This is a genomic window from Myxococcales bacterium (assembly GCA_016716835.1).
GTDB lineage: Bacteria > Myxococcota_A > Polyangia > Haliangiales > Haliangiaceae > JADJUW01.
In genome coordinates this window covers 952,483-964,763 of the sequence record JADJUW010000001.1, presented here as the reverse complement: position 1 = coordinate 964,763, position 12,281 = coordinate 952,483, and the positions used below count along the sequence as shown (strand labels likewise).

Genomic DNA, 12,281 nt, shown 5'->3' with positions numbered 1-12,281 from the left:
TTATCCTACCGTTAACGCGCAGGGGCTCAAAGAAATTGCCGCGCATTCCCGCTAATTCGCCAGGGATGTGGGCTCCCAGGTAAGCCTGCACCTTACAGCCATAGCCAGCCAAGGCGGCGCCGCTCGCCACGCGGAAAACCGCTGCTTAGCCGTTGAGCGCGTCTTTAAGCGCTTTGGCGGCCGAAAACTTCATCGCTGTCGACGCCGGAATGTTGATTTCTTCCTTGGTCACTGGGTTGCGCCCTTTGCGAGCCGCGCGCGCCGAGGTGGCAAAGGAGCCGAAGCCCGGCCACGCAACTTTGTCGCCAGCCTTGGTCTTGCTGACCACAATTTCAAAAAACGAATCCATAACCTTCTCGACGTCTTTCTTGTCGAGTGCTGCGCGGGCTGCCAATTCGTTGATTAGATCGCTCTTGTTGAGGTTTGCCATGGCAGTCTCCTATCACACCCCTGCCGCTGGGGCGCGGCGAAATCGCATTTTTGCGCGGTGTGGCAACAGCAGTAGTAGCCACTATTAGGTCCAGTCGTCGCCATAACTATTTGTAATTATTGCGACATGCTGGCGATCGCGCATGGCACCGCGATTGCTTAGTTAAGGTAAAATGGTAGTCGCACTGCTTCGCAGCCCTGATCTCTGTCCACTGGTCGATCTGTCGCGTTCGTTGCCGGTGCGCGCGGCCGTCGCGTTTGAGGCCTTTGCTGACGTCGTCCACACGCCTCGGTGGTTTCGCGGGATGGTCGAGGCCAAGGTGGTATTTCGCGATCCCAGCGGGCGCGCGACCCGGGTCCAGTTTTCCAGCGACGCGCCGCCCACGCTGGGCGAATACACCCTCGACTACCGGTACAACGTCAACGATTTTGCCGTTACCTGGACCTCGGATGCCGCCAGCGCCATGTTCATGCGCGGCGAGGCGCGATTTGTCCCGATTTCCGCGACCACGTCGCTCATGACGTATCGCCTCGAAAAGGCGCTCGCCCTTCCACTGGGCGCGCTCGAGCGCTCGATGCAAGAAGAGGCGGCGGACGTGGTGGAGCAATTTTGCGCCCACATGACGCGGGTGTGAGCTGGGCGCCGCGACTACTCGTCGAGCGTCATAGAAAACAACGTGCCGCGGTTAGACACAACGTAGAGACTCGCCCCGGCGCCTAGGCTGGGGGCTGCGCTGATGCCGCCGCCCGGATCGAAGTACTGCACCAGATCACCAGACGATTTGCGCAGGGCCAGAAGGCCAAAATTGGCGTACGAGACCAGGACGTAGTCTGCCAGCAGCAGCGGCATGGAAGGGTCGCCGCCGCCAGCGACGGCGTGCTGCCACAAGACGTTGCCATCCAGATCAAGGGCAAATACGCCGTCGGTCGCCGCCGTGACATACAAATTGGTGCCGTCGGTTGTGAGCTCGGACAGGCCAACGCCATCTTTGTCGCCCAGGGACCGGCTCCACACCGTAAGCCCGGTGGTTCGATCCAGCGCGAACACGCCACCGGCCCCAGAGGCCACGTACACCCGATTCCCCAGCAAGACGGGCGTTGAGTCTACGTCGACGTATTTGGGCTGCCGCACGGTAAGCCGCGACGACCAACCGACCGAACCCGAAGCGATCCGCAAGGCCACCACCGTCGCGTTGGAGAAACCGGTATAAACAAATTGGTCATCGGCGGCGAGGCCCGCGTGCCCGCGCAAGAGCGAATCCGCGCTGCCGGTCTCATTTTTGTATTGCCACTTAAACTCGCCGGACAGGGCGTCGAGCGCCGTTACGCGGTCGGTCTCGTTGGCGAAGATCACCAAGGTATCCGCGACCACCGGGGCTTCCGCGATAGGTCCATTGCTGAGAAAGCGCCAACGCACCTCCCCGGTAAGCGTGTCGACACACACCACCTCACCGTTGCCGGTGCCGACATAGAGCAGGTCGCCACGGATCACCGGCGCTGAGGCAATGGCGTCGATATCGACGCGCCAACGCACGCGCCCCGTGGCGGCGACAATGGCGAGGAGCTCACCCCCGACGGCTGAACCGACGTAGACGTAGCTGCCACGTGCGGTCGCAACGGCGGTTTCTTGCGGCAGCCATTCCATCCGGCGGTCGGCGGTGCTGACCTTCCAGCGGTAGCCAAAGAGCGAGCGTCCGGCGGACTGCTCACTGGCTGCGAGCGGCGATTTTGGCGTCGGCATGGGCCCGCAGCCCAAGGCCGCCGCGGTGGCGACGCCGGCCAATAGGAGTTGGCAACGAAGAAGTAGACGTGGGTTCACGGCAAGTCACTTGCGACCAAGCCAAGCCGCGCGTCGATGAGCGCCTTGGTGACTGGTGTTGGTGAAGACGCCAACGCCTTGTCAAGGGTTGCCTGCGCCTCGGCCGCTCGGCCAAGTTGGTGCAAGATGCGTCCCTGATGGTAGAGGCTATCGGCGGCGGCGGCTTCCGTCCGCCCCGCGCCAGCGGCTTCAAACTGCCGCAGCGCCGTCTCGAGATGAGTTTGTTTTTGCGCCGCGTTCGCAACGTCTTCGGCGCGCGCTTCGGCGACATAGCCAAGCCCAAGCGCCGCGTTGAGGCCAACGGACCCCGAGGCGCGAGCGAGGCCTTCAAATAGCGCCTGCGCCTTGTCGAATTGCCGGGCTTCAAAGTGTAGCCGCGCGACGTACAATTGGCTTTCGGCGGTGTTTACGCGAGTGGACCCCAGGGCGGCCAGCGCGGCCTCGGCGCGCAGCTGGCGCGACGCAAAGCCTTCGGTGCCAGCGGCTGGCGTCTCCGGGCTGACAATAGGTCGGCTGGCGACCGCAAGCGCTTTTACGTACGCCGCGGTCGTGGCCTCTTTGCCGACGTTTTGCCGCCAGCGCACCGTGGCGAGCACGAGCGCTAGCACGGCAATCACGCCGCCAATGACGAAGATTTTTTTGATATGCGGTGCCAACCGGTCGGCGAGTGATTCGCCGCCGATGCGAACCGGCTCTACGGCAGAGGCTGCCGCTGGAGCGTCGCCCTGCCCGCCTGCGGTGGTGTCCGATTTAAGTGCTGCAGATTTTGTGTTAGCCACGGAAAATACCCCGATCAAAATACGACGAGCCCCGCTCATACCACTGGCCGCACGGGGGCGTCAAACCGCCAGGCGGGCTCATGGTATGCTTGGGGCATGAACCCTGTCGCGAGCGCGATCGCAGGTGCCGTAGGGCTGGTGCTATCGCTGAGCATGCTGTCGATCGCCCATGGCGAAAAACGCGCGTCGGTTGGGCTTGGGCTTGGCATCTTGGCTACCCCCGCGGGTGAGGCCGATGCCAGCGCGGACACCAAATTCGCGAGCAGCGTCGGCGCCGCCTTCGAATCCGACGCGTCACTTCGCATGGCCTGGCACGCAGGGCTAGACGCCGGCCACGCCTTTGGTGACGCCAGGGCGTCGTACCTAACGCTCGATGCGGGGGTTAGCTATCGGCTAGATATCTTGGCCTGGGTGCCTTACGTGCGCGGCACCGTGGGCCTAAGCGCCATCACGCGCGCCGGGGACGAGGCGTTGGCGCCAGCCGCGACCGCCGCGCTGGGCCTGATTCGCTTGCGCGATCGCGACACCAGCTGGCGCGGCGAAGTGCGCTACCGCATGCTGTGGAATCTGTCAGCCGGCGCGCCGCGGGGCCTGCGAGGCCACGCTGTGGCTTTCGCGCACCTGGCATTGGGACTACTTTTAGGCCGCGCTACGCGCCCGGCTGCGACTTGTTGCGAATAAAAACGCGCAGCGGCGTGCCGCGAAAGCCATAGCGCTCGCGGAGCTGGTTCATGAGAAATCGCTTATACGAGGGCGAGATGCCCTTGGGCTGATTGGCCCACACGACAAAGGTTGGCGGCCGCACGGCGCCTTGCGTGATGTAATAGATGCGCACGCCCTGGCCGCGATAAATCGGCGGTGGCGTCACCTCGCACACCTCGGCGAAGAACTTGTTGAGCTCGGAGGTCGAGATGCGGCTGCGATGCTGTGCGCTCACGCGATCGACGGCGTCCATCATTTTATCGACGCCATCGCCGCGCGCCGCGCTGATGAGCACATAAGGCGCCCACGACATGAAGTGAAAATTGTCCTTCATCTTCTGGGCAAGCTCGCCGGCGGCGGTGGCATCGAGGAGGTCAGATTTGTTGCAGACGATCAGCAGCGCGCGTCCGGCGTCGGCCACCATGCCCGCGAGCCGCGCATCTTGTTCGCTCGGGCCAAGTGACGCGTCGATGACGAGCACGGCGACGTCGGCGCGTTCGAGCTGCGAGATGGCCAGCGTTACCGACAACTTCTCGACGTCTTCTTCGATGCGCGCCTTACGACGAATGCCCGCGGTGTCGACGATGGTGTAAGCGCGGCCGAGGAAGTTGATCTCGGTGTCGACAGGATCGGTGGTGGTGCCAGGCTGGTCGTGCACGAGCGACCGCTCCTCGCCAATCAGGCGGTTAGCCAGCGATGACTTGCCGGCGTTAGGCTTGCCGATAAAGGCAACCCGCAACGGCCCAGTGGGCGCGCGCCGCAAATCTTCTGCCGCGCGCTGTTCGTCACTCGGCAGCGCCTCGCCCACATCAGGCGCAAACAGTTCGTCAAATTCGTCGACCTCTGGCTCGATCGGCGACGTCAGGCCCAGGGCCTCGGTCATGGCATCGACGAGGTCGTCCATGCCGCGACCATGCGCCGCCGAAACCGGCCACAGATGCTCAAAGCCGAGGCCGAAAAACTCGCTGGCGAGATTGTCGCGCTTGGGGCTATCGATCTTGTTGACGGCGACAAAAACCGGCTTACCGAGCGTACGCAGGGTCTTGGCGAGCCCGACGTCGACGCTGGTGAGCCCCGCGGCGCCATCAAGGACGAATAGGATGGCGTCGGCCTCGGCCAACGCGCGATGCGCCTGGCGATGGATGCCAGCACCGATCACGTCGCGCGCCGCATCGGGGTCAAGGCCGCCCGTGTCGACGATGCGAAAGACGCGGCCAAAGTACTCGACGTCGCCGTAGCGACGATCGCGGGTCAGCCCGGGCGTATCGTGGACCAAGGCTGGGCGGCCGCCGACGAAGCGATTAAACAGCGTCGATTTCCCGACATTGGGACGACCAACCACGGCAACGAGCGGCGCCTTGCTGGCAGCGGCGGCGAGCTCGGCGCTGGCCTTGGGCACGGCCGCGGTTTGGCGCACGCCGGTTTTGCCGGCGGTGGCGCGAGGTTTTCTGCTCATGTTCGACCTTTGCCAAGGCTGAGGCCCAGCTGCAACAACGACCGATCGTTTTCGGTCCATAGCGGCATGACCTTGACGAACAGCTTGAGATGCACCGCGCAACCAAATGTTGCGGAGAGGGTGCGCCGCGCGCGTTCGCCGATCTTGCCGAGCTGCTGCCCGCCCTTGCCAATGATGATGCCCTTTTGCGAATCGCGCTCGACGATGACGAGCGCCGAGATCACGACGTCGTCGCCTTGGTCGGTTAGCGATTCAACGACCACGGCCGTCGTGTACGGCAGCTCGTCGCGCAGTTGCGCGAACACCTGCTCGCGGATGAGCTCGGCGGCGATAAACTCATCGGCGCGGTCGACGTCGACATCGGGCGGAAACATGGGCGCGCCAATCGCAAGCAACGCCACCAACTCGCGCTCCATGGCGTCGACGCCCTCGCCGCGGCTGGCCGCGATGGGCACGACGGCCTTAACGTCGAGGCGGTCAAACGCGCTCCACGCCGACAACAGTGGCAGCAACGCGGGCTTTTCGATGCGGTCGATCTTGTTGAGCGCGACGACGACGGGCATGCCCGCCACCGCCTCGCACAACGCCTCGCTATCGCTGCCCAGCCACTGCTCCGGCAAGGCGCGGCGGCCAAGCGCATCAACCACCACCAGCGCCACATCTGCGCTGCCCGCGGCATCGACGGCCTCCTGCTGCATAAACTTGCGCAGGGCGCCGCGGCCATTCTGGATGCCTGGCGTATCAACGTATGCGATCTGCGCCCCTGGCAAGTTGCGCACCGCCACCACCCGCTGCCGCGTGGTTTGCGGGAGCGGCGACACCGCGGCGATGTGCTTGCCGAGCAGAAAATTCACCAGCGTTGACTTGCCCGCATTGGGCAGGCCAACCACCCCGACAAACCCGCTTTTTGAGGTGCCGACATGGGCCTCGGCGGCGGCGCCGCTAGTGGCAAGGGGCTGGGGCATGGAGGGCGGTGTATAGGCGTCCTTGCCCGCTGCGGCAAGGGTTTTCACCCACCGAGCCACCGCTGCACTTTGTCGAGCGCCAGTATGGTCAAGGCGATGCGAGCCCCCGCAAGCGCCGCGGCCGCGGCGGACACCCCCAACGCGACGGCGCCCACCACCCGCACATTTCCAGAGGCCCGGCGATCGCGATAAACGAGATACCCAAGCCCTACGCCAAGCAAGGCCAGGCCAAAGCCGGCAAAAAACCATGGATATCCCAGGGCGCCAAGCACTAACCCTAAAACGCCCGCTGCTAGTGCTACTAGGTGCATTGTTTACGCTCTATAGCTGCTTGTAGTAGGTAATAAGGGCATCGCCGGGGCTGTAGAAATCTGGCAAGACGCTCGCCTCTGGGTACCCGAGCCGCGCATACAGCGCTCGCGCGGCACCATAGCCCTCGGTTTCGCTAGTCTCGACGCGCACGTGCCGCCCGCCGCGCGCCTTGACGGACGCTTCCATAGCGGCAACGAGGGTGCGCGCGGCGCCAAGCCCGCGATGGGCCGATCCGACGACGACCCAATAAAGATCCCAGGTTGCGTCTGTCATTGGCGTCGGACCAAAACAGATATAGCCGACGATGCCCTCGTCGCGCAATGCGACCAAGAGCAGGTAGTCGGGTGATGCCGCCAGCGCGGCGTCGATAAGTTCGACCGCGACCGCGACCTCGGTGGCCTTAAACGTCGCGTCGCTCGTGATCGTCGCGACAATGGCATCGCGCTCAGCGAGCTGCGGTGTCCGCACCTCAAGCGCGGGTCGGTGCGTCATCATGCAGGCCTCGCCTCGTACCGCGCGATCGCGCTTTCGACGATATGTTTGAGCAGCGCGGGATAGTCGAGCCCTCCGGCCAGCGCCGCGCGTGCGACCCCTGCGTCGGGCGAGATATCGCAATTAGGATTGACGTCGATGACCCAGGGCACCTGCCCGTCGTCGAGCCGAAGGTCGACGCGGCCATAGTCCCGCAGGCCCAGCGCGCGATACGCCGCCAAGGCGGTGCGTTCGATCGCGTCGCGCGTTGCCGCCGAGACCCCTTGCAGCGGCACGGGTGTGGTGCCGCCATACTCTTCGTGCGACTCGTCCCATTTTGCGGCGTAGCTGACGATGTTGGGCCGGCCCGCTGGCATCTTGGAGAAGTCAATTTCGTGCAGCGGCAACACGCGCGCCGAGGCGCCCGCACCCAAGATGGTTACGTTGACTTCGCGGCCCGCTATAAAATGTTCCGCGATGACCGGCTGGCGGTAGCCATCCCACAGCGCCAAGACGCGTGCGCGCAGCGCCGCCGCCGTGTGCACCACGTTGCTGGTGTCGATGCCGACGGAGGCATCTTCGTGCGCCAGCTTCAAAAACCATGGACGCGAATAATCCTCGACCAGCGCGAGGTCGCCTTCCGTCGCCAAGCAGGCGCCGGGCGGTGTAGCGACGCCGTGCCCGCGCAGGATGGCTTTGCAGCGGTCTTTGTGCAGGCAGCTGCCCAGGGCCAACGCATCGCTGCCGGTATATCGCTGGCCAAAGAGGTCGAGTACCGCCGTCATGGCGACCTCGTTGCGGGCATCGCCGGCGAGTGATTCGCAGAGATTAAACACGATCGCCGCGCCGGCGCCCTGCAAGGCCTGCACGACTTCGAACAGGTCGGCGCCTTGCACGCCGACGAGGCGCGGCGAAAAGCCGGCGTGGCGCAACCCCGCGGCCACCGCCTCGGCGGCCACGAGCACGGCGCTAACGTCGACCGCGGCGGTGAGTTCGGCGTCGTAATCGGTGTTATGGAGGACGGCGACGGGCAGCGAGGTCACGGCGGATTTATACGCGGACCGTACGACACCCACGGCGCCATCGCGCGCGTCACCGCAGCGCCAACGCGCGGCGCCCACGCGGCGACTGCCGGCGCTTCGAGCAACGCGGGCGCGACCTCGCCCGCGATCGACGTCGCCGCCGCACCCTGGCCGCAGGCGACGATCCATTGCCAGGGTTCGGGATCGTGGTCGACGTTGAGCGCAAACCCATGATTAATAATGCCGTGGCGCACGTGCATGCCACATGCCGCAATCTTGCGCTCGCCCACCCAAACCCCCGCGGGGTTGCATCGCCAACGGGCGTCGATACCGGCTCCACACAGCTCGTGCGCTATGGCCTCGCCGATCGCATCGATGACGTGACGCAACGAGCGCACGCGCACGACGGGATAGATCATGAGTTGGCCCGGGCCATGATACGTCGCGTCGCCGCCACGCTCGAGCCGCACCACGGCCACGCCCTGGCGTGCGAGTTCTTCGCGCGAACGCCGGACGTTGGCCTCCTGCCCGTGGCGCCCGAGCGTAATGACCGGCTCGTGCTCGACGAGCAGCAGCGCCATCGCGGGTTCGCCGCGACGCAAGGCCTCGTAGCGCGCCTGTTGCTCCGCGAGGCCAACCTGCAAGGTTTGGCGGCCTCGCCAAAACCACGGCACCTCGGTCATCAGCCGGCCGAGAGCTCGGCGATGAAGGCCTCGTCGAGGTAGCTAATGGGCGCGTGCGACACCGCAACGCCGACGCCGGCGGCGATAAGCGCCTGCACCAGCGCATCGCCCACGCAGAGCGCGACGCTGCGCCCGGGCTTGAGCAGTTCGGCTTGCGCGTCGTCCGAGAGCGTACCCGCGCTAAATAACAGGCCCGTCGGTAAGTCCTTGGCCTCGGTGCCAACGCGTAATTCGCCGACGCCACGGCGATCGATCGCGCCGTCGCCGGCACGAACCGAGATGAGGACGGTGCCGCCGCTTGTGTCGAGAGCGGTGGCATAGCTATACGGCGCCGCGCGCTTGACCCAGGCGATGGAGGTGTAATGCTGCGCCTCGAGCAAGGCATGGACGAGGCGTTCAAAGGCGGGAGCGGCGAGGCTTGCGACGTGCCGCTGCAAGGCCTCTCGCACCGCGGCGCCATGGTCTCGCCACGCCGCATAAAGTGCCGCTTCGCTGTCCGCCGTGGCGGATAAGCGGGCCGCGCCGGTCGCGAATAAATCGCGACCGCGATAGCTCACAACGCTGCGGAACCCAGCCGCCTTGCGCTCGCGCTCATCGGTGATGAGTTGCCATTTTAGATCTTGCACGACGCGTTCCGGGTCAGCCGCGAACAGCTCGCGTTTTTTCATCATGTGCGTCAGCTGGCGCACCGGGATAGATTGTGCGGTCGCCATGCTGGCGAACACGGCCTGCGCGGCGCTCGCGAGCGCGCGGTCGCCATCGCCCGCCTTGGGGGCCAGACTTGCCGGCTTGGCACTAACCAGGCCTTGCGATCGCGGCGCGCCGGCGCGTTCAACGTGGCTGCGGCGTGCATTTGATGGGTGCGAAGCGGCTGGCGAGGTTGGCGCGGCGCCGGCAACTGGCGCTGTCCCACTGTCAGACTTTGATCGCGACTCGCGGCGCGATTTGCGTTCCTCGCGCAGGCGCTTCCAGTGGTCTCGCCGGTCCTGGCGCGCATCGCCATGGGCCGCACGTCGAACGGCCTTGGCCGTGTGTTCCGGCGACATCTCGCGATCTTCATCGGCCGTGCGCGCATCGCGAAATTCGCCATGTGCCGCGACGGGGCTTTGCATGTCATCTGCGTAAAGTGACGCCAGCGCCAGCTCCTCCTCTGAGGGCATATGGGCGGCGGCGCGCGCGTCCGACGAGGCTGGCTTGGCGATCACCTTTTTGGGCGGTCGAGCAGCCTTGGGTGCGTGCTTGGGTGACGCCACGCCTGCCTCGCCCGCGGGCGCCTTTGCTGCCGTGCGCGTGGACGCCTTCGCGGCTACCTTGGTCGTCGCGGGCTTCGCGGATTTTGTCGGCTTGCCGGCAGGGATCGCCGGCGCCGATTTGGCAGCGGAGCTGGCAGTTGCTTTGCGCGTCATTCCGAGTGGATACGCTGACCGGCCAGCGACGTCAATCATTGCTCGCCGCAAGCGGCCCCGCAAAAGTTGCCCGCCCGCCGGCCCGCTCGTAACGTCGGGGCGTGACGATCGCTCATCTCGTCGACCACTCACTAGCGGCCGGCGTCTCAACGCGCAGCCTGACGCTGCGTCGCGCCATCCCCGCTTGCGGCGTCGCGCTGATCGCGGCGGCTATCGCTGGCTCCGCATTTCTGTACGTCGAACGTACCTTGCACCGCAGCATCGAGCCGCGCTTGGCGACGCGGCTTGGCGTGCCGGTCCGCATCGGCGCGATCGCGGCGAATCTCAGCGGCAGCGTCGAGCTCAGTGAGGTCGAGGTCGGCTCGATGTTCACCGCCGAGACAATTGAACTCGGCGCGTCGTGGCGGTCGATGTTAGCCGGACAGTTTCGCCCCGGCGAGGTCGTTTTGCGTCGTTTTGCCGTACATGCGCGCGTTGACGATGCGGGGCTCGCTAGCCTCGCCGAACTCTATCGGCGCGCGCTGGGAAAGGCCGGCGATGCAGGCCGCGCGGCCCAAGGTGAGGCCAGTGATGCCACGGCGCTGCGGATCGTCGCCACCGACGGTACCGTGAATCTAGCGTATGGCGCCCTCGCCTCCGTGCAGCTGACGCATGTCGATATCGTGCCCACCGGGGAGCAGCTTCGCGTCACCTCGCAGGGCGTCGAGCTTAAGCTCGCACACGCTGGCTACCTCGCGCGCTTTCATTTTGATCGCAGCGCCGCCGATGTTGATCTGGCGTCGCATCGCGTGGTGCGGGCGCTGGCGGTAGCGGGCAGTGGCGCCGTCGAGCACGGCGCGATCCGCGAGGCGTTTGTCGGCCTCTCGGCTTCCTTTGGCACCGATCGACAGCACGATGTCGTGGCGGCCGGCGCCTTTGCGGGCGCACCCGAGCAACCATTTTCGATCGCCTGGCACCGCGACGACACCCTCACGCTGCAACTCAATGAGGCGCCGCTGGCGATCCTTGCCCCCGCCCTGCCGCCGACCTTGGACGTTAGCGAGGCAACGGCCACGGGGCACCTGGTCCTGCAACACATGATGTCACCCGCGCCCGGCCAGGCAATTGTTATGACCGCACACGGTCAGCTAAATGGCGCGGCCATTACCCAAGGTCTCGTTGCCACCGAGCCGGTTCCGCTGTCGCTCAAGGGCGAGGCCACGGCAAGCTTTGCCCAAGACGTGACAACCATAACGCATTACGCGGTCTCGCTCGGCGACGTTGCGCTTGCGGGTAATGGGTACCTCGATACCTCAGATGGCATCGTCGCGTTGCGCCTGGCGGCAAACATCGCGCCGGTCGCCTGTCTCGACGCACTCGAGTCGATTCCGCCGGTGCTGCGCGGCGCCCTCACGGGCCTTACGCCGCGCGGCATGCTGCAAGGTGGCCTAGAAATTCGCTACGACGCGACCAAGCCCGTGGGCCATGGCGCCATGATCTTAACCACGCTGGACGTCGAAGACTGCGAGATCCTCGCAGACGCCCAGGGCGCCGACCCGTTGGCGTTGCTAGCGATCGCGCCGCGCCGCTTCGTCGATGGCACGACCCGCCTAGTCGGCCCAGGCGCCCCCGGCTACGTTGGCCTTGCGACCTTGCCGGCCCACGTCGATGCCGCCTTTGTCGCTGGCGAGGATGCGAGCTTCTACCTGCACGACGGCTTTGCGCCCGATCAAATCGCGCGCAGCCTCGATTTTAATTTTCGCGAGCAAGGCGTCTTGCGAGGCGCCTCGACGATCAGCCAACAACTCATCAAGAATGAGTTCCTAGATCGCCAGCGCACGCTCGCGCGCAAGCTGCAAGAGGCGATCCTGACCTGGCGCCTTGAGAGCCTGCTCACCAAGCGGCAAATCCTCGAGCGCTATCTAAATGTCATCGAGCTTGGGCCCGGCGTGTGGGGCGTTGGCCAAGCGGCGTCGTTTTGGTTTGGCGTCGACGCCGCCAAATTGACCGCGGCGCAGGCGGCCTTGTTTGCGGCCATGACCCCAGGGCCGATGTCTGCGGCGCGGCGGATTGCCGGGGCCGGACGGCTTGATGACGTCACCTGGGAGCGCACCAAGCTAATCTTGGGCGCAATGCGGCGCGCCGGCGCGCTGTCTGATGACGCGCATGCCGCGGCGACCGCAAGTCGCCTGGCTATACCGCCGGCCGTCGTCGTCAGCCTGCGCGCGCGGTTGGCGACGGCGCCGTAGCGTCGAGCT

At 65.5% G+C, this 12,281-nt stretch carries 13 protein-coding genes; 3 read left to right on the top strand and 10 right to left on the bottom strand.

What is annotated here, in order from left to right:
* Positions 1–145 precede the first annotated feature (145 nt).
* Positions 146–430: an HU family DNA-binding protein gene (locus IPL79_04265; protein MBK9070204.1), complete on the bottom strand. Its 285-nt coding sequence runs from the start codon at positions 428–430 to the stop codon at positions 146–148.
* Positions 431–602: 172 nt separating this feature from the next.
* Here IPL79_04265 and IPL79_04260 point away from each other — a divergent pair, with 172 nt between their 5' ends.
* The gene (locus tag IPL79_04260) at positions 603–1,064 is read left to right on the top strand and encodes a hypothetical protein (GenBank protein ID MBK9070203.1); all 462 of its coding nucleotides are present in this window, start codon (positions 603–605) and stop codon (positions 1,062–1,064) included.
* 14 nt (positions 1,065–1,078) lie between these two features.
* On the opposite strand, the gene IPL79_04255 is transcribed toward IPL79_04260, so the two are convergent.
* Entirely contained in the window at positions 1,079–2,248 is a 1,170-nt protein-coding gene (locus IPL79_04255; protein MBK9070202.1) for a PQQ-binding-like beta-propeller repeat protein, read from the bottom strand.
* Positions 2,245–3,027, bottom strand: a complete 783-nt coding sequence (locus IPL79_04250; protein ID MBK9070201.1) for a hypothetical protein — start codon at positions 3,025–3,027, stop codon at positions 2,245–2,247. Before IPL79_04250 ends, IPL79_04255 begins: the two co-directional genes overlap by 4 nt.
* Positions 3,028–3,123: 96 nt before the next feature.
* Between IPL79_04250 and IPL79_04245 the strand changes: the two genes are divergently transcribed.
* Complete coding sequence (locus IPL79_04245) at positions 3,124–3,708, top strand: hypothetical protein (protein MBK9070200.1); 585 nt, start codon at positions 3,124–3,126, stop codon at positions 3,706–3,708.
* On the opposite strand, the gene der is transcribed toward IPL79_04245, so the two are convergent.
* Genes der through IPL79_04210 form a run of 7 tightly spaced genes read right to left on the bottom strand, consistent with a single transcriptional unit; the run spans position 3,677 to position 10,044 of the window.
* Complete coding sequence (gene der / locus IPL79_04240; GenBank protein ID MBK9070199.1) at positions 3,677–5,185, bottom strand: ribosome biogenesis GTPase Der; 1,509 nt, start codon at positions 5,183–5,185, stop codon at positions 3,677–3,679. The genes IPL79_04245 and der overlap by 32 nt on opposite strands.
* On the bottom strand, positions 5,182–6,150 hold the full coding sequence (era, locus tag IPL79_04235) for a GTPase Era (protein ID MBK9070198.1): 969 nt from the start codon (positions 6,148–6,150) through the stop codon (positions 5,182–5,184). The genes der and era overlap by 4 nt, the downstream gene beginning before the upstream one ends.
* 44 nt (positions 6,151–6,194) lie before the next feature.
* Positions 6,195–6,422 carry a hypothetical protein gene (locus IPL79_04230; protein MBK9070197.1) on the bottom strand — a complete coding sequence of 76 codons (228 nt, stop codon included), beginning with the start codon at positions 6,420–6,422 and terminating at the stop codon, positions 6,195–6,197.
* 49 nt (positions 6,423–6,471) lie between these two features.
* Positions 6,472–6,957, bottom strand: coding sequence for a GNAT family N-acetyltransferase (locus tag IPL79_04225; protein MBK9070196.1), 486 nt, complete (start codon positions 6,955–6,957; stop codon positions 6,472–6,474).
* A complete protein-coding gene (locus tag IPL79_04220; GenBank protein ID MBK9070195.1) occupies positions 6,954–7,976 on the bottom strand; it encodes a D-alanine--D-alanine ligase in 1,023 nt (340 codons plus the stop codon). Before IPL79_04220 ends, IPL79_04225 begins: the two co-directional genes overlap by 4 nt.
* On the bottom strand, positions 7,973–8,638 hold the full coding sequence (lipB, locus tag IPL79_04215; GenBank protein MBK9070194.1) for a lipoyl(octanoyl) transferase LipB: 666 nt from the start codon (positions 8,636–8,638) through the stop codon (positions 7,973–7,975). The genes IPL79_04220 and lipB overlap by 4 nt, the downstream gene beginning before the upstream one ends.
* Positions 8,638–10,044 carry a restriction endonuclease gene (locus tag IPL79_04210; GenBank protein MBK9070193.1) on the bottom strand — a complete coding sequence of 469 codons (1,407 nt, stop codon included), beginning with the start codon at positions 10,042–10,044 and terminating at the stop codon, positions 8,638–8,640. The genes lipB and IPL79_04210 overlap by 1 nt, the downstream gene beginning before the upstream one ends.
* A gap of 101 nt (positions 10,045–10,145) precedes the next feature.
* On the opposite strand from IPL79_04210, the gene IPL79_04205 reads away from it, so the two are divergent.
* Positions 10,146–12,272: a transglycosylase domain-containing protein gene (locus tag IPL79_04205; protein ID MBK9070192.1), complete on the top strand. Its 2,127-nt coding sequence runs from the start codon at positions 10,146–10,148 to the stop codon at positions 12,270–12,272.
* Positions 12,273–12,281: the final 9 nt, after the last annotated feature.

Excerpts from the sequence above, each read along its gene's own strand:
- IPL79_04265 (MBK9070204.1), bottom strand. The coding sequence starts at position 430 with ATGGCAAACCTCAACAAGAGCGATCTAATCAACGAATTGGCAGCCCGC.
- IPL79_04260 (MBK9070203.1), top strand. The coding sequence starts at position 603 with ATGGTAGTCGCACTGCTTCGCAGCCCTGATCTCTGTCCACTGGTCGAT.
- IPL79_04245 (MBK9070200.1), top strand. The coding sequence starts at position 3,124 with ATGAACCCTGTCGCGAGCGCGATCGCAGGTGCCGTAGGGCTGGTGCTA.
- der (MBK9070199.1), bottom strand. The coding sequence starts at position 5,185 with ATGAGCAGAAAACCTCGCGCCACCGCCGGCAAAACCGGCGTGCGCCAA.
- era (MBK9070198.1), bottom strand. The coding sequence starts at position 6,150 with ATGCCCCAGCCCCTTGCCACTAGCGGCGCCGCCGCCGAGGCCCATGTC.
- IPL79_04225 (MBK9070196.1), bottom strand. The coding sequence starts at position 6,957 with ATGATGACGCACCGACCCGCGCTTGAGGTGCGGACACCGCAGCTCGCT.
- lipB (MBK9070194.1), bottom strand. The coding sequence starts at position 8,638 with ATGACCGAGGTGCCGTGGTTTTGGCGAGGCCGCCAAACCTTGCAGGTT.
- IPL79_04210 (MBK9070193.1), bottom strand. The coding sequence starts at position 10,044 with ATGACGCGCAAAGCAACTGCCAGCTCCGCTGCCAAATCGGCGCCGGCG.